Origin of the sequence: Lihuaxuella thermophila, from assembly GCF_900110165.1 — a bacterium.
GTDB classification, from domain to species: Bacteria; Bacillota; Bacilli; order Thermoactinomycetales; family Thermoactinomycetaceae; genus Lihuaxuella; species Lihuaxuella thermophila.
In genome coordinates, this window is the sequence record NZ_FOCQ01000001.1 from 226,697 (window position 1) to 248,543 (window position 21,847).

Below are 21,847 nucleotides of genomic sequence, written 5' to 3' on the forward strand. Positions count from 1 at the left end.
TCCCCTGTATCAAGTTGTTGAATCCGCTTAACTCATAAAATGGTGGGAGTTGAGCAAGACTTTTGTCCGGTGGGGAGTTACTCCCTTTACTTCATTGGTTTACATGTTCATCACGTTTCGATGTCCGGTTTGCGATTGTAACCGTGATCACCATAGGGCTGCAGCCGGTCCAGCCACTTCTTCTCGAGGCTTTTCAAAGCCTCTTTTTTGTTGAAGGGTCCGTCTTTTTTCTCTTTCAATACTTCCAATACCTCGAAAACAAACGCTTCTTCGCCGTATTTTTTCCATTCATTTTGCAGCGATTTGTTTGGCGAGGTCCCCGCATTCAATTCAAATCGCTTGCCGTTCAATGTTTTAAGATTCATAGTGCTGCCGACGAAAATCTTTTGGTTTTGGGTATTTTTGATTTGGTATACACCTGCGTGAGGCTTGGATTCTTTGAATTGCAACTTTAATTCTTTTTTGCGATCCATTTATCTGCACCTGCTTTCTTATTCGGTTTTCAGCCAGTAACGGCTGCCGTCCGGAAGCCGATCCATAAAACCGTATTGGATCAGATATCGTCTGAGCAAGGCATAGTCGGGATAGGTTGTTTTCAGGATTTCGTTGATTTCCTTTTCGCTGTAGAAACGGCCGGGGGTCAGGCGTTGGACGATCTCCCGCAGAATCACCAGCTTATGTTTTTGCTTGGACGGGAAGGACTTTAGCGGACCATCTGTTCCTTCAGGAAAATGCTTTTTCAAGATGCCCTCCCGCTCTGCCTGGGTCACATTGTACCGCTCATCCACCATTTTGGCTGTTTGATGGGGATTCACGATCTGCGGGGCATGTTTGTCTTTTTCCTTCAACAGTTCCATCAACACCAAAAACACTTTCGCCTGCCGTTCTTTTTCTTTCAGCGCGAAACGGTGGTTCCGGATGGTGGAAGTGCTCCCAATGTCCAATTCCTGTTGGATTTCCTTATCGCTTTTTCCCTCGTAAAAAAGTTGCATAAGGCGGTTCTGGTGATCGGTAAGCCCCGTCAGTTTTTTATTGAGGCGGATCAAATAATGAAAAACGGAGCCATGGTTTTGACGGATATGGTTTTGCATTTGCCTCTCCGCCTCGTAAAGCATGCCCCCTTCCGGATAGATGATCCCTTTCTCTGTCTCCGTTCCGCAAAGAAGGCAAATGTACCGGTTTTCTTCCACTACGTATCCTTGTTTAAGCTCTTCCAGCGAAGCGTTCCAAAATCGTTCGGATATGGCCATTAACAAACACCGCCCCGATATGTCGTTTATTTCATAAACATATTAACACATCATCTATAAATATGTCCATCTAACGGCATTGCAGGCCGGAGGGGGGCCAAGTGAAAAGATTATGGAAATACATTCCACAGGAAAGTGCGAAGTTTGCTACCCGGCTTCGGGTGCAAAGGGGCTTTTGCTCATGATGGAGGTCCGCTTATACTCTCCGGAATACTTCCGGTATCAATGGGTCATAACTAGCCTGAAAGGAGGTGGGCTGTTGGAGAGGCAAATGGAAGATACGATGGAAGGAAAATGGATTCCGGCCACATCTGTAAGAAGCGGAGTCGGCCAGGAAGTGGTTCCGGACATGTACTGTTTGACTATTCAAATAGTCAACGTATGTTTCGTTGGAAACCCTGAACAGCCGAATGAATGGGTACTTGTCGATACCGGGATGCCGGAGTCAGCGGATGACATTATTTCTGCAGCATCCAGACGGTTTGGTCCAAACAGCAGGCCAAAAGCTATCGTTCTTACCCACGGACACTTTGATCATGTGGGAGCAGTTGTTGATTTAGTGAAGGAATGGGATGTTCCTGTCTACGCACATGAAAGGGAAATGCCTTATCTAACAGGTAAGGCCAGCTATCCCCAGCCCGATCCAACCGTTGAGGGGGGATTCGTCGCTAAACTGTCTCCGTTATTTCCGATTGAACCTGTTGATCTTGGCAATCATGTAAAAGAGCTCCCTGCTGACGGTAGTGTACCCGGAATGTCCGGCTGGAGATGGATCCACACTCCCGGACATACACCCGGACATATTTCCTTATTCCGGGAGTCAGACCGTTCGCTGATCGTTGGGGATGCTTTCGTTACGGTCAGACAAGATTCCCTTTACAAAGTGGTCATGCAGGAACAGGAAATCAGTGGTCCGCCGAGATATTTGACGACGGATTGGCAGGCTGCCCGGGAATCGGTACAACGTCTGGAAGCATTAAATCCCGCTCTAGCCGTTACCGGACATGGGATGCCTATCTTCGGGGAAACATTGCAACGTGGCCTGAAAAAGCTTGCCAACGAGTTTAACCGCATCGCGATTCCCGATTACGGTCGCTATGTTGACGGCAGCCACTGAGAGAATATAGAGACGGCCGGGACTCCCAATGGGAATAAACGAAAACACCGTTCCCAGATCGGAACGGTGTTTTCGTTCTGTTATTGATATTGTCCGGGGTTGAAGGGAGATGGGGCTGGGGATATGGTAGGCGCAAATGGCTGGTTTGCAAATGGCTGGTTCGCTAATTGTTGTTCAGCTTGGTTACACATGGCAATGACTTCTTGGCATCGTTGAATGGCCAGGTCATGTCCATGCAAACTTTGCTGAATCGCTTGCACTGCCTGTTTTTCCCGTTGAATCATTTGTTCGAGCATCGTTATATTTTGCTGCTCTTTATTTAACATTTGCCTGTACAAATTGTTTGCTTGTTGCGTTTGTTGAATCAATTGTTGGGTTACCTGGCGGCACTGGTTCAAAGCCTGTTGTACTGAAAACATTAACAAGTTCCTCCTTTGTATTGGGCATCGTCTATAGTCTTCTCCTTCCTCATCCATTCAAACTGTATTTAAATGGAAAGAAAATAAGCAACAGAAGGCTGCGTGTTGAGAAGAAGAAAAATTAAATCGAGGTCAAAATATAGAGGTCTATATTGATTTTGGAGATATTTCGAGTTATCTTGGTTAACTTCCGGTTCAAATAAACGCATTTTAGGTATCCATCATGCATACGTTTATTTATAAACCATGGTTGCAATCATCTCTAAATGAGCCAATTCTTCCGTACCAATATCGGTGAGCAGGCCTTTGACCTTATCCGGTAAGGTATAGCGCTGGTTCAAATAGCGCAGCGCGGCCGCCAATTCGCCATCTGCGCCGCCGTATTGCTCGATGAGGTATTTTGCCAGCTGAGGATTGCACTGGCTGACACGTACGGGATATTGCAGTTTCTTTTCGTAAATCCACACGTCCGTTTTCCCTCCCCACTACATTTCCCACGGCCAGGGACCTTCATCCCAACCGGAGGGATACCGATTCAAACTGTGCCCGAAATTGGTGAGCGGACCGTACTGTTGTTCATATGAGCTCACAAGTCCGGCTCGTTGCCGGGCAAGCCAGTTATACTGCTCAAGGGCCTGCAGATCATCGGGATGGGTATCGAGATATAAGTTAAGTTCCACCAGCACAAAATCAATTTCCTGTATGCGCCTTAAGTGACGGAATTGTTCAACCCGGTCCATCAGTCTTCACCTTCGCGTTCGGATGTTTTGGTATAGGGACTGTAGAGAATCGGCCACAAGGTGCCCTTAAGAAGAGCTTCACCCGGTGGGAATTGCGGGAGATTGGGCGGCTGGAACCCCAGATATTGATTGGGAGGTACGATATAAGTTTTGGTTCTTTGTGGCGGACAGGGATCGTAAGGGCTCACAAAGGGAAACCACACCCTGGTTTGATGGATAAAGGGATTGGGCGTTTTTCGGTGATTTTTCATCGATTCATCCCTTTCTGTTTGGAATGTCTTTGACAAGCTGATGTTTTTATGCCGTTTCTAGATAACTATATGTGTCGAACTTCTGCTGTATTCCATTTTTAAAAACGGCAGAAGCTCCAAACGGATTGCAGATCAAATCAGATGTGCTGACCAAGACCGGGGGATTGAGAGTAGAGCACCGTTCGATGTGTCGCCGGAGCTGACGCCAAGTCCTCGATTTCTGACCAGCTAGTACGCAAATCCTCTATAACCAAATTTTCCTACGCATGTTAAACACAAAAAAACACAATATAAGATTACAAACAGCAAGGAGGTGAATATGATGCCGGTGAATCAACAACAACGCAGCCGTAACAGAAACCAACTGTTGGTTGAGGGTGCTGCTCAAGCCATTGATCAGTTGAAATTTGAAATCGCTCAAGAGTTCGGCGTGCAACTTGGTCCTGACACCACTTCCCGTGCAAACGGTTCTGTCGGGGGAGAAATCACCAAACGCCTGGTTGCTACCGCTCAATCTCAACTTGCTGGCGGCGCTTTCCCGCAACAATAATCAACTGAATAAAATGGTAACACTTAGCAGTGGCTTTCGGGCCACTGCTCTTCATTTTTAAAAGGAACTTTCCATAGTTATAAAGAATAAATACATAAAAAAGGAGTTAGGAGGGACTTGAATGACAAAATATTATAATATTGCGCAAGATATCGACCGTCATGCTTCCACAGGGCGGGTGGCCATCCGTTGGAGAAATGACAAGGGGAAACAGAGAACCCTTACATATTTGGAATTAAAGGAACAATCGGACGATATGGCAAGAGGGCTGATTGAACAGGGCTTAAATCCCGGAGACCGAGTCATGATTTTGTTGCCCCGGGTTCCTGAAGCCTATATCTCCTATTTGGCCTGCTTAAAGGCAGGATTGGTGTTGCTCCCGGGGTCCGAAATGCTCAGACCCAGTGATATCGCTTACCGGATCAATCATGCCCAGGCCAAAGCGGTCATTGCCGATGAGAGTCTGGTTAATCAAGTGACAGAAGCGACAAGGGAGAGCAGCAGTGTCATTTATCGCATCGTGCGCGGCCGGGCAGAAGGGTGGATTTCTTTGGAAGATGTCAAGGGGTCGCCAACGATCCCGTTGCCGCAGACACGTGAAGACGACATCGCCTTTATCTCCTATACGTCGGGAACCACGGGCGGGCCAAAAGGCGTGATTCATCATCACAGTTGGGCCATCGCCCATCAACAGACGACCACCCGGGCATGGCTGGACATTCGTGAAGGAGACACGGTATGGGCGACGGCAGGTCCCGGTTGGGCCAAATGGATTTGGAGCCCGTTTGTTTCGACATTGGGAGCGGGAGCGACTGCATTCGTCTATCATGGGGCCTTTCATCCGGAGACCTATTTGACACTCCTTCAGGACGAAAAAATAAACGTTCTCTGCTGCACTCCCACCGAATACCGGATGATGGCAAAAACGGAAAACCTGGAGCGTTTTGATCTGTCTCACCTGCGGAGTGCAGTCAGCGCCGGGGAACCCCTCAACAGGGAAGTGATCGATACCTTCAGAAAGCATTTCAATGTTCTGGTGAGAGATGGTTATGGACAAACGGAGAATACTTTGCTGATCGCCACCCTGAAGGAGATGGAACCGAAGTTCGGTTCGATGGGCAAACCGACTCCCGGCAACCGGGTCTCGATTGTGGATGACAACGGGCAAGAAGTGCCGGTGGGAGAAGTGGGGCACATTGCCGTTCATCGTTCTTCGCCGGCTTTGTTTAAAGGTTATTTTAACGATCCCGAACGGACAGAAGCTGCTTTCAGAGGGGAATGGTATCTCACCGGTGACCGGGCACATAAGGATGAGGACGGCTATTTCTGGTTTGAAGGGCGCGCGGATGATATTATCATCAGTTCCGGATATACCATCGGGCCGTTCGAAGTGGAAGATGCCCTCGTCAAACATCCGCAGGTAAAAGAATGCGCGGTGGTGGCCAGTCCGGATCCCGTGCGCGGATCGATCGTGAAAGCATTCGTTGTTCTCAAAGAAACGGCCGCTCCTTCACAGGAATTGATGAAAGAATTGCAGGAACATGTGAAAGCGGTTACGGCTCCTTATAAATACCCACGGGAAATCGAATTTGTCGATTCCCTGCCGAAAACGACCAGCGGTAAAATTCGCCGGGTTGAACTGAGGGAACTGGAAAAAAGGCGGAAAATGAAGTCCTCATCTTGAATGGTCAAAGCTCCTTCGATATAATTGATGCGACTTTGCATCTAAAAGGAGCAAATATCATGAAGGTATTTTCTCACGGTTGTGTGGTAAACTTTCAAGAGTCCACGAGGGAAATGTTTTCTTCTGACCTCGATCGCCTGATAAATAACTTGATCCGCCAAACGGATCAGATGCTTTTTGGTACGGTCGATTTGGACAAACAAGAAGTGCGCCTGTTTGGTCATGTCCAAGCGATTCGGCTTGACGAAGAGAGTGACCGGTGCGAGATGTCGTTCACCCTTCTTGAGGAGACCGGTGCGGAAACCGTCGTTCACTCCATAGAGGACTTGCTGATCAGCCATGAAGCTTTGTTTGATATCTTGGACGATGTAAAAGGACAGGTTTCCTATCGGGTCGTTTATCTCACGTTTGCCGATGGGGAAGGTGGCGGTGAGATCACCTACTTTTTCGCGGACGCGAATGCGGTTACCCATCCGCTGGCGTGTGTGGCTGAATTTTGGCAACAGGTTTCGGAAGTGGGAAGGGATGTGGATTTTAATCTCTCCGGATGCACCGCTCATGATCTAAACCGCACGTGGAAGAAATGTGATTGTGAATAAGACCTCAAAAAAAGGCAGAAGCCCTTCGGCTTCTGCCTTTTTTATTGTCAACTGGGCATTTAACGTGTGCACTGTCCCAAATAAATCATACAAGTAAATGTAAGCAAGCACGGCTCAAAAGGAGGGATGACCCGTGAGACCTTCCAAGAAGGATTTCGCCGATTTAATCAATCAAATCACCGGTGAGCCCACCATGACGGAACAAAAACTGGACCGGATTTTACATGGCGCCAAAAAATCCTATCAAACAAATGGAATGGACGGATTTTTTGAATACATGCGTAAGATTGTGCAAGCTCCGGTTTCGAATGAGTGGATGAAAAAAACAATCAGCCAGATGCAAACCCCGGAGGGTGTGGATCAACTGATCAAAGAGATCAATCTTCCTGTTGAACTTCATGTTGAACAAGGTTTGCGAAGAAAGGGAGTTTCTGATACACCGGCTCAAGCAAAAAAAAGAAAAAAATGAGGCTCGCTTACCACCTTTTTTTCTTTTTTTTCATCACCTCCTTAACAATTTCACTCATGGCTGGAGAATTGAGCAGATCATAAAAGCTGTCACCAGTAAGATTGGGTGTTGATTGATTGTTTGTTTTGCCGGAATTGCTTTTCGCTGGCGAGGTTTTTTTCAATTGGGATTGATTCAGTTTTGCAAGTGCCGAAATGAGCTCTTTTAATTTTTCCTTATCTTTGACGGCGAAGGAGAGGGAATGGATGGCTTGCATCAGTTCATCTACTTGGCCGAACCGGGAGGAAAATTGATTGACAAGACCTCGCAACTGTTCCCATTCAGAAAGAAATGATTTCGACTGGTGGGCCTCAAGTGACGGATGCGGGTGTGAAGATGGCTTTGAAACGCTTCTCTCTCTTGTCATGCTGAATGCACCTCCCTTGATAGGCGTCCATTTTAAAAAATATATTCAACTCTGCGTCAATGAGTGATGATGGGAGTGAGGATGAGATGCTGTCAGATTGGTTACTCCCTTCGGATAACAGTTGGAGGCGAAAAAAAAAGAGACAGCGCCGCATTTTTTATTTGCGTGAAGGCATCCAATTAAACCGATACCTACAGGTCATGAGGCGTTGCGGAGTTCGTCCGATTCGATATCTCCCACATCTGGGGATGATCATCGCGGAGTATGAGAAGGATTTTGTTTCGCAAAGCCTGGAGAGCCATCCCGATATAGAATATACGGAACCGGATATTCGGGTTACGATTACGGAACCTTATGCGGGGACGATTATTCCGATGAAACAATTGTCCCTGCCCTGGGGAGTGGAAATGGTGGAGGCGGCTAAAGCGTGGCCATATACCCGTGGCCGCGCAGTGCGAGTCGCCGTGATTGATACCGGCATTTCCGATAATCATCCCGCCATCCGCGGCAACTATCGCGGCGGAGTGAACATATTATCCCCCTATTTTTCGCCTCAGGATTATAACGGTCATGGAACCCATGTGGCCGGGATTATTGCAGGCAGAGCATCAGAACTGGGGATTATGGGAGTTGCACCCAGAGCCTATATCTACGCGGTGAAAGCATTTAACAGAAAAGGGAGCGCCAATCTTTCCGATCTGCTAAGTGCCATCAACTGGTGTATTGACAAGAAAATGCATGTGATCAATATGAGCTTCGGCATGGAAAAAATGAGTGAATCCATGCGCCAGGCCATCCAGATCGCCCATCGCAAGGGCATTATTATGGTGGCGGCCACGGGTAACCAGGGATTATCCTCGCAATATGATTACCCTGCCCGCTATCCCGAAACCATTGCGGTGACATCGATATCCAAAAACGGCCAACTGTCCCCGTTCAGCAATGTCGGAAAAGGAGTGGATATTGCCGCTCCGGGTGAGAAAATACCTTCGGCCTGGCTGAACAGCTCGACCAGGGAAATGAGCGGAACATCGATGGCGGTTCCCCATGTAACAGGGACGATTGCGCTCCTTCTTCATCTCGATAAAAGCTTAAATCCGGAGCAGATTCGATATATATTGACGCAATCTTCGACCAAAATACGCAACCTGGATGGAATCGGGTTGTTAAATGCTTATCAAGCCGTTCGTTTTTATCAAAAATTAAGACGATAAATGTTGGTTCATCACCGCTTTTTCTGCGTCTACCTGGCCCGCTCCTTGACTGTTTTTGTCTTCACCCAATGAAACTGCCGCTCTTAGAAGACGCTGTTTGATTTCGTCCGGGCTGAGACTGGGATTGGCACTTACCATTAATGCGACTACACCCGCAACGATCGGAGTGGCCATCGAAGTGCCTGACAAGGAAAAGTAGTATTTTGCTATCCGTTTTTCCGGCATGGAAAGATCCAGAAAGGAGCATTTGCTTCGCAGGGAGACAATATTGGTCCCCGGAGCTAAGATGTCTGGTTTGGAGATCCCGTCTATGGTCGGGCCGCGGCTGGAAAATTTGGCGACTTTATCATCTGAGCGATCGGTTGTCTCATGATCATCAGTGGCTCCAACTGTGATGATGAGCGGGTGGATGCCGGGACTGCCGATCGTTCCGGGTTTCGGCCCACTGTTTCCGGCTGCGGCAACAACGACAATGCCAGATTTCCAGGCTTGCTCTACGATTTGACACAGAGGGTCGTCTTTGTAAGGGATGTTCGCCTCGCTGCCAAGGGATAAGGAAATGACGCGAATATTGTATTCTTCCTTATGTCGGATACACCATTGTATGCCGGCCATGACATTGGACAGACTTCCTTCTCCGAATCTGCCGAGAACTTTCACCCCGATGAGCAGCGCCTTTGGAGCCACGCCGCGATAACGTCCGGCCGAAAGTGTGCCGTCACCGGCTGCACATCCGGCACAGTGTGTGCCGTGTCCGTTATCATCGTACGGTTTGGTTTTGTGGTTCACGAAGTCGTGAAAAGCGATAATTCTGGAAGCTATATCCGGATGAGGGGTAATTCCTGTATCGATCACAGCGATTGTGGCATTCTCTCCCAGGTTGTTCTGATCCCAAACCCGAGGGGCTCCGGTCGTGGGTGTGGCTGTATCCAACAAAGCATAAACGGTCCGATCCAGATAAACTTTTTTTACTCCCGGGATCTTCATGAGCAGGGGCAACCGGGAGATGGATACGGGCAGGGAAAAAGTATGAATACTGCTGAAATACTGATCGACAGAAAAGCCTGACTCGCTGAGCGGATTATTGGCATCGGTAAAAACTTGCACCCGGTTGGGCTCCCACTGGACAAGAACGGGGATCTGCATAAATTTGTGGATGATTTTTTCCGCAGGAGCGCGGAGAGCTTGGGGAAAGTGACGCAAAAAGCCGCAACGATTCATCAGAGCGGAAATAAGCGCCGGGTCCATCCGCCCACGATGTTCTTGAATCCATCTGGATATCATGGATGACATTCTGAATACCCCTTTCCGTCATTCTTGAATTCTCTCAGGTAGGATATGAATGATAGAAAGGAGATGACACGTCATATATCCAGCATTTTTCAGATTCCATGCCTGTCCCGGACATAAAAGGTTGCAAAACGGAACGATACCGGCATGGGTTTTGTGGTAAACTATTATTCGATTACATATGCGTTTCTCAACAAGTGAACAGGTGGAACAGGCAATTGAGGGAATCGCTTTCTTCAACTTGAAAAGGGCTGTTGGATGATATGAAACATTGGCAGCAAAGATCAGGAAAACATGAATGGACTTTTGCAAGATTACAAGTATTCTGGCTCGTTGTTTTTCTGCTCTTTGTCATACTCATTTTAAGACTTGGCTGGATTCAGTTGGGAGTTGGTGAGAAGTATCATCAGTTGGCCATGGAGAACAACTTCAAACAAATTCCCATCCTCGCACCCAGAGGGAAGATTTTTGACCGAAATGGCAAGTTGCTGGTCAGCAATCAGTCCATTTTTACGGCGATCTATCTGGAACCGGACAGTTCCAAGGAGGAGAAACTCAAGACGGCGAAGGCGTTATCCAAGGCCTTACGTCTCCCTCTCGCTGAGGTTTTGGAGGCCATGGATGTAGGGCTTGATGAGAAGGGGAATCGTATTCCGCGCAGGCAACCTCCCTATTTTCCGAAAAAAATCAAAGATCGCCTGACGGAAAAAGAGGTGGTCATCCTCTCGGAGAACCCCGAACAATTTCCGGGTGTCAATATTTTTTCCGAACCGCTCCGGGAGTATCGCAAAGATACATTTGCGGTTCAGACGATCGGTTATGTGCGTCCGTTTGCCGGTGCAAAAGCATCGCTTAAGAAATATCGGCAGGCTGCCTCCAAACCTGAAGCAGGTGGCTATCTGGATTGGGAACAGGTGGGCATGGACGGCTTGGAGTACAGTTATCAAGACCAGCTGCGGGGAAAACACGGTTATCGCCTGGTCCGGGTCAATGCCACCGGCAAATTGGTGGAAGTGTTGAAAGAAGTGAAGCCCCGCCCCGGAAATGATCTCATCTTATCCCTGGACGAAAAAATGCAATTCGGGGCAGAAGAGTTCATTGAAAATCACCTTCGTTCCTTACGGAACACCAGAGGAAAGGATTACGCCCCCTATGCGAAAAATGCGTATGCGGTGGCGATGGAAGTAAAAACGGGCCGAATTCGGGCGATGGTAAGTTATCCCGATTACGATCCGAATATTTGGAACGGAAAGGTGACCGCCGCGGATTACCGGAACCTGAGTTATGTCATGCGCAACGGGACCATTCGTGAAGCGCCGTATGATGCCCGGTCAGCGGATCAACCCGAGCAAGAATACCTGAAACATCCGTTATCGGTTCTCCCGCTCGGCTCCACCTTTAAACCTCTGACCGTGCTGATCGGACTGAACAAAGGGATGATCTCCCCGCATACTGTTTGGTCTGATCCGGCCGCTTATTATTACGCGCCGGGGACTCCTCCTGTCCGCAATGCCGGAGGGCATGACTACGGTGCATTAACACCGGAAAAAGCGATCCAAAAATCGGCCAATACGTTTATGGCCTGGACTTTTACCAATTGGTACCGCAACGAGAAACAAAAAAGCCTCCGAGAGCTCGAACAAATCACCCATGCTTTTGGGCTTGGAGTTTCCACGGGAATCAATCTGGTCGGGGAGCAGGATGGTTCCGAGGATTATAAGGTCATTGCCAAACGAAATTCCGGCTTGGGAGCGATGGCTTTGGCCTCCTTCGGGCAGGCCCAGCGTTACACGGCTTTGCAGCTCGCGCAATATACAGCCACGCTCGCCAATAACGGAGTCAGGGTAAGGCCGCAACTGGTGGAAAGGATTGTCGATCCCGCGACTGGTAAGGCGAAAGAGATCCAGCCGGAGGTCTTAAATCGCGTCCCGATTAAACGCGAGTATTTTGACATTGTCCGCCGGGGAATGATTCAAGTCACCGGGCCCGGAGGCACGGCTTCCCACCTGTTTGATCATCTGCCGTTTCAAGTGGCTGCAAAAACGGGGACTTCCGAGCAGGATATCCCGGGGAGGGGGAGAGTGGAAAATTCCGTCTTTATCGCCTTTGCCCCGGCCGATGATCCGGAAATCGCCGTGGCCGTCGTCGTACCGGAAGGCGGTTACGGGGCGGTTGCCGCCGGTCCCATCGCGGAATATTTGATTTCCGCTTACTATGAACAATTCATGAAACAAAGGTGAGGTGAGCGGTTTTGAAAAAGTTCCGCATCATGAAACGGCTGAGCATATATTTTTTTAACGGATTGTTGGTGATCCTGCCGATCGCCGGCACGCTGTATCTGTTGAACTACTTTTATAAATTGATCAATGGATGGGGTAACTTCTGGTTGACCAAATTGTCCGTGGAGTGGAAATTTCCCGGGATCGGCCTGATCACGGTACTCCTGCTGGTGTTGCTGATCGGCTTTGGTGCCAGGCTGTGGATAACCAAAAAATTGCTGGAAACCCTGGAGGCAGTGATTGAACGAATCCCGCTCATCAAAGGGGTTTACGGAACACTGAAGGATACGCTCCAATCATTTATCGGAGAAAAGAAATCATTTGACACGGTTGTATTTGTGACCGTAGCGGATTCCAAACGGATTGGGTTTTTAACGGTCAAAGAACCGGTCTTCAAGACCCGTGACGGGAAAGAATATGTAGGTGTTTATTTCCCGCAGAGTATGCAGTTCGCCGGAGATTTGCACTGGTTTGAACGGGAACGGGTGGAAAAGCTGGATCTCCCGGTGGATGAAGCGCTGCAACTGGTGCTGTCAGCCGGGGTTGCCGTCAAAAGGAAATCCCACCCGCCGGTAGCGGATGGGACTGTGAGAAGTGATACTTAGAATTGGTTTTGATTTTTCCGAGCCTGAGATTGTGCGTTTTTTTGGCGCACCGCTTGAGCGTTGGTCTCGGAAGCGAACTCAAATTGAGCGTTTTGAGCACCTTTGCTTTGGTAACCGCCCGGGCTTTGAGCCGCTGCTTGATTTTGCTGACGAACTTGTTGAGCGTTCGTTTTGCTAGCTTGAGGTTGTTGCTGTTGTGGCATGAGTATCACCTCCTGGTAGGTAGCATGCCCGCGGCGTCGAATAAATATTGCATCCGATTTTTTCCTATCTCATTCTCTGTTTTTGGGAGGCATGTATGAACCGATCATTATCGCGTATGTTTTGGAGGTGGCTGCCCAAAAAGAAAATATCCCGCTGGGCAGGGGCGTTTGCCAAACATCCGGCCAGCCGCCATCTCATCCCTTGGTACATCAAACACTTCGATATCGATTTGACCCCTGTGAAACGCCCGGTTCACGAATTTGAAAACCTGCTTGAGTTTTTTATCCGGGAACTTCATCCCGAAACACGTCCCATTGACCCGAATGAAGATGTGGTGGTAAGCCCTGTGGATGGAACCATTTCACAGATCGGTTCCATCCAGAACGGGACGTTGATTCAGGCAAAAGGAGTCACTTACTCTGTGGAGCAATTGTTGGGGCGGGATCAAGAATATGCCGGGAAATTCACAGGCGGGAAGTTTGTCACCATTTATTTGAGCCCGAGAGATTACCACCGCATTCACATGCCGGTATCCGGAACCGTCGAAGAACTAACCTATATTCCGGGAGACCTGTACCCGGTCAACGAGACGGGTGTGAAACTGATTCCGGGACTGTTCGCCCGGAATGAACGGGTGATTTCGTATATCCAGACCCGCCACGGCCATCTCGCGCTGGTAAAAGTGGGAGCCACCAATGTCGGAAGCATTAAGGTGGTTTTTGATGAGAATGTGGCTACCAATCCTCAAGTTTCCAAGATGCTGGAACATAAGCAATACAAGGATGCCGTTGTTCTTGAAAAAGGGGAGGAACTGGGGCGTTTTGAATTTGGTTCCACAGTGATTCTGCTGTTTGAACGGAATCAGATTGAATGGACGATCGATGCGGTTCCGGGGACAAAAGTACAAATGGGCCAAAGCCTGGCTCGCTTTTTAACAGCTGAGGGGGAATAACTTTGTTTGGACACACATGGATCCCTTTGCGGCGGTTCCCTCAGGTTTTTCCCGTGGTTACGAGCATATTGCTGGTGCAGACCGTTGTTTTTGTAATGTTGCTTTTGACAGGACACGTACAAGACCCGTCCACCTGGGTGCAATATGGTGCATACGAAAGATGGAGAGTGGAAGAGGGGGAATACTGGCGCCTGTTCTTTTCACTTTTTGTACATACCCAATTTTTGCATTTTTTATTTACATCTTTTTCCATCTACATTTTTGCACCACAACTTGAATGGTTATTGGGCCGATTTTCTTTCCTGATCTTATATCTTGCAACCGGGGTCATCGGCAATTGGGCATTATACTTGTTTGATATCAACGGAATTTACGCGGGAGCCGCCTCATCCGTCTATGGCTTTATGGGCGTCTATCTGTACCTTTATTTTCGTCGCCTGATCGATCCTCAGAGCGGAAAAGGGCTGCTTGTACTGATCCTCATCAATTTATTGTTGAATTTCAAATTGCTGGCTGTCCATCTGATGGCTTTGATCACAGGCTTCATCTTGGGGGCGATCATCATCACCCTGAAACAGAACAAATATCAAGAGTAAACACCCGGAACCTGCTCCGGGCTTTTGTTTTTTTTCGCTCGTAATGAATTTCTATTTAAAATCGGGTCAGTTGGTTAAGCTATACTTGGTGAGTGACTTATGCGGATCTTGGGAAACGTTGACCGACTGGATCGGGAAGCTTGGCTGTTAATATTGGAAAGCGGCTTATTTGCCATTGCCACGGCTTTATCCAACACGTTTGTCAACGTATATCTATGGAAAATCAAAAATGACCTGATCATAATCAGTTGGTTTAACTTCACCCATTATTTGACCGGGGCCGTCACTTTTATTTTCGCCGGATGGATCTCTAAACGGATCGACCGCGTGATTGCCATTCGTCTGGGTGTCATCTTCCTCTCTGTGTTTTATCTTTCTGTGCTGCTATTGGGAACCCAAGCGATCGATTACGTGATCCTGTTGGGGATCTTGCTGGGGGTCGGGGGAGGATTTTTTTGGCTCGCGTATAATGTCCTGTATTTCGAAATCACCGAGCGGGAGAATCGGGATATATACAATGGCATTAACGGCTTAATGAGTTCAGGGGTCGGAATCATCGCCCCTTTGCTCTCCGGCTGGATCATCACCAGAGTGGATCAGTTTACGGGTTACACCGTTATTTTCGCGATTTCACTTGGCATTTTTTTGGCAGCGGTCGTGGTCAGCTTTTTTTTTAAAAGACGGGTCCCTCAGGGGCGTTACCGGCTTGTTTCCGTGCTGTCTTGGACCAACCAGCGGAAACACCATTGGCAATGGGTCAGTTTGGCGATGATCTCTCAAGGGATGAGGGAAGGCGTTTTTGTCTTTTTAATCGGCCTTCTTGTATTTGTCATCACGAAAAATGAGCTGACGTTAGGGACTTTTTTTACGGCGGCGTCGCTTGTTTCCCTGTTGTCCTTTTATATAGTGGGCCGGTTTGTCAAGCCGAAGGTGCGAAACACATTCATCTTCATCGGAACGGTGATGATGGGGCTGGCCGTTCTTCCTTTCATCTTCCACATCAGCAGTTGGACGATTTTTATCCTGGGCGTGGGTGGGGCCCTCTTTTACCCGTTGTATGCGGCTCCGCTAACATCCATCGTCTTTGATATCATCGGGAAAAACGAAGAAACGGCCAAGCTGCGGGTGGAATATGTCGTTGCCAGGGAGCTGGCGCTCAATTTGGGAAGGCTGACCAGTATTCTCATCTTTATTTGGTGGGTGAGTATTTCCGCTGATCTCATGCACCTACGCTGGTTTATACTGGCGATGGCGTTTGTACAATTGGGGGTCTGGTTCGCCATCCGCCGGGTTCCCCCGTTAAAAACCGCATGAAACCGCATCTTCCCAGCCGACCGCTTTTGAGGTTAGCTGGGAAGATGGATGTTCAGGAAGGCTAAATTTTTTGCGCCCACCGGCTGGTGAAGGGATAATGATAGTTTTTTCCCTCGATCGCCCGAATGACGGCGATCACGGTGACGATAAAAGCGAACACGACCAGAACAGGGACGAGTAAAAAGCCGATCAGAATAAACATGGTCCAGGAAGCGAGATAGATGGCAATGTACATGACCAGCTGAAAGATGAGGGCTTCCCGGGCATGTTCGCGAACAAACGGAGAGTCTCGTCTCAACAGCAGGATCATCAGGGGACCGAGAATGGGGAAAAAAAGAGCGCTGACATGACAAATCACCCCAAGCCATTTTTCTTCCGTCGTAACCATTTTTCACCTCATGAGGATCGACGTTCATTGTTGTGCAAACTGTCATGCAATTTCTATTATTTATAAAGATGATATTCTGTATAAAAGCATTGGTTCCTCCTTGTATTCACACAGGGGACTTTAATCCCACTTGTCCGCTCTGTCATCCGTATTGAAAACATCTTTTGCTCATACATTTAAATGACTCTTTGTCAATGAGGAGTGAGGGTGGCATGTATTATTTTGCATATGGCTCATGTATGGATGCGGAAAGCTTTTCCAATACCGTCGGGAAAGAGAATTATGAAGTATTGGGGGCGGCCGTGTTGCCTGATTACCGTCTCGCCTTCAATCTGTACAGCGAAACCAGAAAAGGCGGAGTGGCCGATGTCGTCATGTCTCCGGGTGATCAGGTGGAAGGAGTTTTATACCGGTTAAGTCCGGAAGCTCTTCCCCCGTTGGATCAAAGGGAAGGGGTTGAGCTTGGCCGATATCGAAGAGTATATGTGAACGTCCATTGGCAGGGACGTGTCCTATCGGCGATGACTTATACAGTGGTGGAGAAACTTCCGGACGAAATCCCGCCGAGCATGGAGTATGCCCGATTGGTCTATAACGGGGCCCGGCAGCAACTGAGCGATGCTTACCGGAAAAAGCTTGTCCGGGAATGGAGCGAAAAATTTGGTCTGGATGACTTTTTGAAAAAAGAAGACGCGTAAAAGGATTCATCGAGGGATTGACGAAAGTGAGTGGTTCTGTTTGGGGTGGACAGGATTTGAATCAGGGGCAATTCTCCATACGGTATGGTTTTAAGATGGTACATGTGCGATGAATTTCTGCTTTGTTGCAATCATCCGTCAGAGCAGGGTAATTGATCGAATAGTTCGTATTCAGTTTGAGAGAGTGGCAGAAATCTGGTAGCAAATATCTGGGAATGATCCCGTTTTCGTGATACAATAAGGCGACTTACATTGAACGGGAGAGGTTGTCGTGGATTTTCAAGCGATGTTCCAACAAATCCTGGATGGTCAACAGGAAATCAAAGAGAGCCTGAATCAAGTTGAAATCAGAATAGACAGGATTGAAGAGAGCCTGAATCAGGTCGAAACCAGAATGGACAGGATTGAACAGAGCCTGGATCAGGTTGAAACCCGAATGGACAGGATCGAACAGGGCCTGGACCAAGTTGAAACCCGAATGGACAAGATCGAGAAGACACTGGACAAAATTGAAACTAGACTGGACCGGATCGAGCAACAACAAAACGATGAAGTAAAAGTCTTGTATGCGGATGTCCGGAAGGTTAAACAAATTTTTAGCCCCAAAGTGTTGGAAGCTGTGAGTGAATAATAATTTCCCCTTCTGCTAAATGCAAAAGGGGTTTTTTGATAGGATCGGGGTGAGGCGATCTTCCTTGATTTCACGATTTTTGATACTTAAGAACGCCAGGTTCTCCGCCATTTCATGTTTTGTTTCCGTTCTTCGTCTTCTTTATACTCCACTTTGAAGAACAGCGTAAGGGGCCAATAGATGAGAAAGACCCACGGAAAAACACCAGCACTGGACAGAGGTTCAGGCAAAAAATCAAAAACATCAACGGCGAGGACCATCAGACCAAATATGCTGAATGCCAGAAGTGGTGCAGAGATTTTCCTGTTGCCGATAATGATGTATTTTTCTTCTCTGGCTTCCCTGAAAAGGGGAATCAAAAAAATGAGCAGTAAGATGGTTATCAGTGCAACAACCAAACTTTCCAGATCTGACAGCCCTAACTTTGGCCCCGCGGTCGAAAAAATGAAACTGCCGATTGTGATCATCAAAATAATGCGCGCCCCCAGAGTCATCTTTTCGCCTCCCAATTAAAGAAACTCATCATCATTCTTGCTTCAAATATTTCATACTGAAGGATGAAAAACTCTTTTGTACACTCTGAGAATTCCTCACTTTCCCCAAGCTTACCAAAACATTGCGCCAATTTGAAGTGCGCCAGATGAGAAAGGGATGGGAGGAGGTTACAATAACTGGAACGCACTCAATCTAGAAACGAGTTCGTATTGTATGATGCGCGTTTTCAGAGTTTATCAATGGTTTACTGGGATAGAACAGACGATTGAAACCAGGCATTGGCCTTGCAGTCGCTATGGAGAGCAAACCAGCCTCTCCTTTCTACATCCTAAGGGGTCGCGCCGTTACTTTAAATATAGCAAGAAAATATACTATTTTTAGAAAGGAGGTCGATGGATTGAATAACCATAAGGAGAGAAAAAAACGATTGGCCCCATCGAAAGATTGTCATTCACGCCGCCGCTCGCGCAAATGTGACCGCCGTAAGGATTGTCATCTGCGCCGTCGGTTGCGCAAATGCCGCCGGAAGCCCCCAACTCCTCCACTTATTGAAGAGCGTGGATTGCTGACTGAATTTACAGCTGACCAGCCTGCTACACAAGGTGAAACAGTTAGCATTACCATTCCGGGCAGACCCCCAGGCGACCCACTTCCGCCTCCCTTAACGATCGCTCGTGTCAGACTGAATATGGATGATATTTCTGACCGGTTTTTTTTAACCGGGACAGTAGGCTGGCAGGCAATTGAAGGTGTTCCTGGTGTAAGGTTCTCGATTTTTCGTACCCGATTAGATACCGGATCAGAGGAAGAAATATTTTCAATCATCGATTCGGCTGAAGCCGATGGTGGAGACAGTTTTGCCGCCACTAGTTTTACATTTGTAGATGAACAACCGATTGTCAGTCGAGGAGAACAATTGATTGAGTACACGTTAAGAGTCGTACTGCTAACTCCGTCCACTGTTACGAATGCTCAAGTAATTGGGCCCATCATTCTTACGGCTGCCGAAATGGAAGCGAACAAACCCAGAAGTTGCTGATAAGGGGTTCAACTTCAACCGTTCGCCGCATGAGCTGCGTCGCTTTTGTGCACCTGGTCAAGGGAGGGGAAGGGACGACGTACTCATTCAGCCTTATTCCGACATGCAGGCCGTCAGCCGCTTGTAGAGACCCGGGCGAATAGTAGTCGTCCCTGAATTTCCTGTAACATTTGACTTGAGCTTTTAGGTATACAGCCTCAAGTCGTTTTTCATTTATTGGACATCAAACAAGGGATGATCGTCTGAGAAAATCGCTCCTGCAGGAAGAAGGAGGGGTTTCTTCTTTGTTGAAGAAGAAGTATGCTAGTTTTGAAAAATATTATCGATTTTCATGTTCATTGACTCTATTCGGCGCCCAAAAAAGGAGGGAACGGGAGTGCAGGAAGTGACAGGCATTGTTCAGGCGCAAAAGCAGTTTTTTTATACGGGAAAAACAAGGGAACTGGCTTTTCGGATGAGCAGTCTGGAGAAGTTGCGGGATGCGGTGAAACGATATGAACCGGATATCATGACCGCGTTAAAAAAGGATCTCAACAAATCGGAGGCCGAATCCTATATCACTGAGATTGGCTTTGTGTTACAAGAGATTAAATATGTGATGAAACATTTAAATGAATGGGTGAAGCCGAAAAAAGTGAAATCCCCGCTTACCCACTTCGGCTCGAGAAGCATGATATACCCCGATCCGTACGGTGTCACCCTGATTATCTCTCCGTGGAATTATCCCTTTCAATTATCGGTGGCACCGCTGATAGGGGCGATCGCCGCGGGCAACTGCGCGGTAATCAAACCGTCGGAGTATGCCCCCCACGTTTCCAAACTCCTGGTTCAGATGTTGGAGGGAATTTTTGAGCAAGAGTATGTGACCGTGGTGGAAGGTGCGGCAGAAGTGAGTGAGGCGCTTTTGAAGGAGCCGTTTGATTATATTTTCTTCACAGGGAGCGTTCCTGTGGGGAAAAAGATTATGGAAGCCGCGTCCAAGACACTGACCCCGGTCACGCTGGAGCTGGGCGGAAAAAGCCCCGCGATCGTCGACAAGGACGCCAACTTGGACCTGGCGGCCAAGCGGCTGGTCTGGGGAAAGTGTATCAATGCCGGGCAAACGTGTGTCGCTCCGGATTATTTGCTGGTTCATGAAGAGGTGAAGAATGGGCTCCTGGAAAAAATGAAGGAGGCGATACGGGAGTTTTACGGAGAAGATCCATTGCAAAATCCCGGGTATGCGAAGATCATCAGTGACCGGCATTTTTCCCGGTTGGCGGAGTTTTTGAAAGACGGAAAGATCATCATCGGCGGGGAGACGGACCCGGAAAAGCGATTGATCGCTCCCACGCTGTTGGATGAGGTGGACTGGAACTCCCGCGTCATGGCGGAAGAGATCTTCGGGCCCATCCTGCCTGTGCTCACCTTCTCCGAACTTTCCGATGTGATCACTAAAGTCAGAGAGATGCCCAAACCGTTGGCCCTGTACTTTTTCTCGGAAAATGAGAAGAAACAGGAGGAAATCATCGCCTCGATTCCCTTCGGGGGCGGCTGCATCAATGATACGCTGATTCATCTGGCGACGCCTTATTTGCCGTTTGGGGGCGTGGGTACGAGCGGGATCGGCAGTTATCACGGGCAATACAGCTTTGAGTGTTTTTCTCATCAGAAGAGCATTGTCAAACAGACGACCCGTTTTGACTTGCCTGTTCGTTATCCTTCCTTTAAAAACGGCTTGAAAATGATCAAAAAACTGATGAATTGACGAAAAACCCCCCTGGCTTCGCGCGAGGGGGGTGCCTGACGAGACGGGAGCATCACTCTTCTTTCCCGCGGGCGATGGGATTTTCCCTGTATGAAATCCAGTCGCTCCAACTGCCGGGATACAATTTAACATTCCGGTACCCGGCTTCACAGAGGGCCAGCACGTTGGGGGTGGCGGTGACGCCGGAACCGCAGTAGACGATAATCTCATTCGCGGGAGGGAACTTGCCAAAGAGTTGCCGCAGCTCTTCCGGTGTTTTCCACCCTCCCTGTTCATTATGCACGTCTTTCCAAAATGAATGTTTCGCCCCCGGGATGTGTCCCGCTACCGGATCGATCGGTTCTTCTTCCCCGAGGTATCTTTTTTCTTCTCGCGAATCGAGGAGCAGTGTCTCCTTTTGATGCAGCTTTTGCTTGACTTCGTTCATGTCGGCCATCATCCGGGGCTGTGTGCGGGGGATAAAGGTTCGCGGTTCAGCAGAAGGAAGTTCCGCGGTCACCGGATAGCCCTGCTCCCGCCAACGGCTGAATGTCCCGTTCATCACACTGACCTGTTCATGTCCAAGATAGGTGAGCAGCCACCACAAACGGGAAGCCATCGCTCCGCCTTGATCATCATAAGCCACGACATGGACGTTTTCGTCGATACCGATCTTCCCCAGTTTGCCGGCCAAAATCTGTATGTCCGGCAAGGGATGTCTGCCGCCGTGTTCCCGGACAGGGCCGGATAAGTCTTTTTCCAGATCGAGGTAAAAGGCTCCCGGCAAATGGCTGTGCAGGTAAGCTTTCTTCCCCGCGTCCGGCTGGCCAAGGGTGAAGCGGCAATCGACGAGCACCAGGCCGGGTTGATCCAGGTGATTGGCTACCCAGTCCATGCTGACGATTCGGTTCATTCCTCATTCACATCCTTT

26 protein-coding genes and 1 pseudogene are annotated in these 21,847 nt (G+C 48.4%); 15 read left to right on the plus strand and 12 right to left on the minus strand.

The features are described 5' to 3' along the window. Window positions 1-110 precede the first annotated feature (110 nt). Together BMW55_RS19590 and BMW55_RS01225 are read right to left on the minus strand one after the other, a co-directional pair. Entirely contained in the window at window positions 111-473 is a 363-nt protein-coding gene (locus BMW55_RS19590) for a GIY-YIG nuclease family protein (protein WP_089964539.1), read from the minus strand. A gap of 18 nt (window positions 474-491) precedes the next feature. Then, a complete protein-coding gene (locus BMW55_RS01225) occupies window positions 492-1,250 on the minus strand; it encodes a DUF2087 domain-containing protein (RefSeq protein WP_089964540.1) in 759 nt (252 codons plus the stop codon). Between the two features lie 271 nt (window positions 1,251-1,521). Between BMW55_RS01225 and BMW55_RS01230 the strand changes: the two genes are divergently transcribed. Further along, window positions 1,522-2,367 (plus strand): MBL fold metallo-hydrolase, encoded by an 846-nt coding sequence (locus BMW55_RS01230; RefSeq protein ID WP_089964736.1) that lies wholly within the window; start codon window positions 1,522-1,524, stop codon window positions 2,365-2,367. An 80-nt stretch (window positions 2,368-2,447) separates the two neighbouring features. On the opposite strand, the gene BMW55_RS01235 is transcribed toward BMW55_RS01230, so the two are convergent. The 4 genes and pseudogenes from BMW55_RS01235 to BMW55_RS01250 form a co-directional block, all read right to left on the minus strand. Beyond that, on the minus strand, window positions 2,448-2,786 hold the full coding sequence (locus tag BMW55_RS01235; protein WP_089964541.1) for a hypothetical protein: 339 nt from the start codon (window positions 2,784-2,786) through the stop codon (window positions 2,448-2,450). A 236-nt stretch (window positions 2,787-3,022) separates the two neighbouring features. After that, a pseudogene (cotJC, locus tag BMW55_RS01240) lies at window positions 3,023-3,253 on the minus strand (spore coat protein CotJC); the annotation flags it as partial. An 18-nt stretch (window positions 3,254-3,271) separates the two neighbouring features. Further along, a complete protein-coding gene (locus BMW55_RS01245) occupies window positions 3,272-3,526 on the minus strand; it encodes a spore coat protein CotJB (protein ID WP_089964542.1) in 255 nt (84 codons plus the stop codon). Next, the gene (locus BMW55_RS01250) at window positions 3,526-3,777 is read right to left on the minus strand and encodes a spore coat associated protein CotJA (RefSeq protein ID WP_089964543.1); all 252 of its coding nucleotides are present in this window, start codon (window positions 3,775-3,777) and stop codon (window positions 3,526-3,528) included. The genes BMW55_RS01245 and BMW55_RS01250 overlap by 1 nt, the downstream gene beginning before the upstream one ends. A gap of 328 nt (window positions 3,778-4,105) precedes the next feature. Between BMW55_RS01250 and BMW55_RS01255 the strand changes: the two genes are divergently transcribed. From BMW55_RS01255 to BMW55_RS01270, 4 genes are all read left to right on the plus strand, one after another. Next, complete coding sequence (locus BMW55_RS01255; RefSeq protein ID WP_280139726.1) at window positions 4,106-4,327, plus strand: alpha/beta-type small acid-soluble spore protein; 222 nt, start codon at window positions 4,106-4,108, stop codon at window positions 4,325-4,327. A 121-nt stretch (window positions 4,328-4,448) separates the two neighbouring features. Beyond that, window positions 4,449-6,011, plus strand: a complete 1,563-nt coding sequence (locus tag BMW55_RS01260) for an acetate--CoA ligase (protein WP_089964545.1) — start codon at window positions 4,449-4,451, stop codon at window positions 6,009-6,011. A gap of 59 nt (window positions 6,012-6,070) precedes the next feature. Then, entirely contained in the window at window positions 6,071-6,610 is a 540-nt protein-coding gene (locus BMW55_RS01265; protein WP_089964546.1) for a hypothetical protein, read from the plus strand. A gap of 133 nt (window positions 6,611-6,743) precedes the next feature. Beyond that, window positions 6,744-7,079, plus strand: coding sequence for a hypothetical protein (locus tag BMW55_RS01270; protein WP_089964547.1), 336 nt, complete (start codon window positions 6,744-6,746; stop codon window positions 7,077-7,079). Window positions 7,080-7,086: 7 nt separating this feature from the next. Here the strand turns inward: BMW55_RS01270 and BMW55_RS01275 are convergent, their stop codons facing one another. Beyond that, window positions 7,087-7,485 carry a hypothetical protein gene (locus tag BMW55_RS01275; protein ID WP_089964548.1) on the minus strand — a complete coding sequence of 133 codons (399 nt, stop codon included), beginning with the start codon at window positions 7,483-7,485 and terminating at the stop codon, window positions 7,087-7,089. Between the two features lie 86 nt (window positions 7,486-7,571). On the opposite strand from BMW55_RS01275, the gene BMW55_RS01280 reads away from it, so the two are divergent. Next, window positions 7,572-8,699, plus strand: coding sequence for a S8 family peptidase (locus BMW55_RS01280; protein ID WP_170839666.1), 1,128 nt, complete (start codon window positions 7,572-7,574; stop codon window positions 8,697-8,699). On the opposite strand, the gene BMW55_RS01285 is transcribed toward BMW55_RS01280, so the two are convergent. Further along, a complete protein-coding gene (locus BMW55_RS01285) occupies window positions 8,688-9,992 on the minus strand; it encodes a S8 family peptidase (RefSeq protein ID WP_089964550.1) in 1,305 nt (434 codons plus the stop codon). The genes BMW55_RS01280 and BMW55_RS01285 overlap by 12 nt on opposite strands. Window positions 9,993-10,252: 260 nt before the next feature. On the opposite strand from BMW55_RS01285, the gene BMW55_RS01290 reads away from it, so the two are divergent. Both BMW55_RS01290 and BMW55_RS01295 read left to right on the plus strand, forming a co-directional pair. Beyond that, entirely contained in the window at window positions 10,253-12,229 is a 1,977-nt protein-coding gene (locus BMW55_RS01290) for a peptidoglycan D,D-transpeptidase FtsI family protein (RefSeq protein WP_089964551.1), read from the plus strand. Between the two features lie 11 nt (window positions 12,230-12,240). Further along, complete coding sequence (locus tag BMW55_RS01295) at window positions 12,241-12,873, plus strand: DUF502 domain-containing protein (RefSeq protein WP_211663643.1); 633 nt, start codon at window positions 12,241-12,243, stop codon at window positions 12,871-12,873. Here BMW55_RS01295 and BMW55_RS01300 read toward each other — a convergent pair. Further along, complete coding sequence (locus BMW55_RS01300; RefSeq protein WP_089964552.1) at window positions 12,870-13,076, minus strand: gamma-type small acid-soluble spore protein; 207 nt, start codon at window positions 13,074-13,076, stop codon at window positions 12,870-12,872. The genes BMW55_RS01295 and BMW55_RS01300 overlap by 4 nt on opposite strands. Window positions 13,077-13,171: 95 nt before the next feature. Between BMW55_RS01300 and asd the strand changes: the two genes are divergently transcribed. From asd to BMW55_RS01315, 3 genes are all read left to right on the plus strand, one after another. Continuing rightward, entirely contained in the window at window positions 13,172-14,029 is an 858-nt protein-coding gene (gene asd / locus BMW55_RS01305) for an archaetidylserine decarboxylase (RefSeq protein WP_089964553.1), read from the plus strand. Between the two features lie 2 nt (window positions 14,030-14,031). Further along, the gene (locus tag BMW55_RS01310) at window positions 14,032-14,625 is read left to right on the plus strand and encodes a rhomboid family intramembrane serine protease (protein WP_089964554.1); all 594 of its coding nucleotides are present in this window, start codon (window positions 14,032-14,034) and stop codon (window positions 14,623-14,625) included. 99 nt (window positions 14,626-14,724) lie between these two features. Further along, window positions 14,725-15,939, plus strand: a complete 1,215-nt coding sequence (locus BMW55_RS01315) for an MFS transporter (protein WP_089964555.1) — start codon at window positions 14,725-14,727, stop codon at window positions 15,937-15,939. A 61-nt stretch (window positions 15,940-16,000) separates the two neighbouring features. Here the strand turns inward: BMW55_RS01315 and BMW55_RS01320 are convergent, their stop codons facing one another. Beyond that, window positions 16,001-16,327, minus strand: coding sequence for a DUF4870 domain-containing protein (locus tag BMW55_RS01320; RefSeq protein ID WP_089964556.1), 327 nt, complete (start codon window positions 16,325-16,327; stop codon window positions 16,001-16,003). A 212-nt stretch (window positions 16,328-16,539) separates the two neighbouring features. Here BMW55_RS01320 and BMW55_RS01325 point away from each other — a divergent pair, with 212 nt between their 5' ends. Both BMW55_RS01325 and BMW55_RS01330 read left to right on the plus strand, forming a co-directional pair. Next, the gene (locus BMW55_RS01325; protein ID WP_170839667.1) at window positions 16,540-17,025 is read left to right on the plus strand and encodes a gamma-glutamylcyclotransferase family protein; all 486 of its coding nucleotides are present in this window, start codon (window positions 16,540-16,542) and stop codon (window positions 17,023-17,025) included. A 271-nt stretch (window positions 17,026-17,296) separates the two neighbouring features. After that, window positions 17,297-17,656: a hypothetical protein gene (locus BMW55_RS01330; RefSeq protein ID WP_089964558.1), complete on the plus strand. Its 360-nt coding sequence runs from the start codon at window positions 17,297-17,299 to the stop codon at window positions 17,654-17,656. A gap of 86 nt (window positions 17,657-17,742) precedes the next feature. Here BMW55_RS01330 and BMW55_RS01335 read toward each other — a convergent pair whose 3' ends face one another. Further along, entirely contained in the window at window positions 17,743-18,150 is a 408-nt protein-coding gene (locus tag BMW55_RS01335; protein ID WP_089964559.1) for a hypothetical protein, read from the minus strand. A gap of 398 nt (window positions 18,151-18,548) precedes the next feature. Here BMW55_RS01335 and BMW55_RS01340 point away from each other — a divergent pair, with 398 nt between their 5' ends. Continuing rightward, complete coding sequence (locus BMW55_RS01340) at window positions 18,549-19,190, plus strand: hypothetical protein (protein ID WP_139179408.1); 642 nt, start codon at window positions 18,549-18,551, stop codon at window positions 19,188-19,190. A gap of 376 nt (window positions 19,191-19,566) precedes the next feature. Beyond that, window positions 19,567-20,937 (plus strand): aldehyde dehydrogenase, encoded by a 1,371-nt coding sequence (locus BMW55_RS01345; protein ID WP_244527396.1) that lies wholly within the window; start codon window positions 19,567-19,569, stop codon window positions 20,935-20,937. A 52-nt stretch (window positions 20,938-20,989) separates the two neighbouring features. Here the strand turns inward: BMW55_RS01345 and BMW55_RS01350 are convergent, their stop codons facing one another. After that, window positions 20,990-21,829, minus strand: a complete 840-nt coding sequence (locus BMW55_RS01350; RefSeq protein WP_089964562.1) for a sulfurtransferase — start codon at window positions 21,827-21,829, stop codon at window positions 20,990-20,992. Window positions 21,830-21,847: the final 18 nt, after the last annotated feature.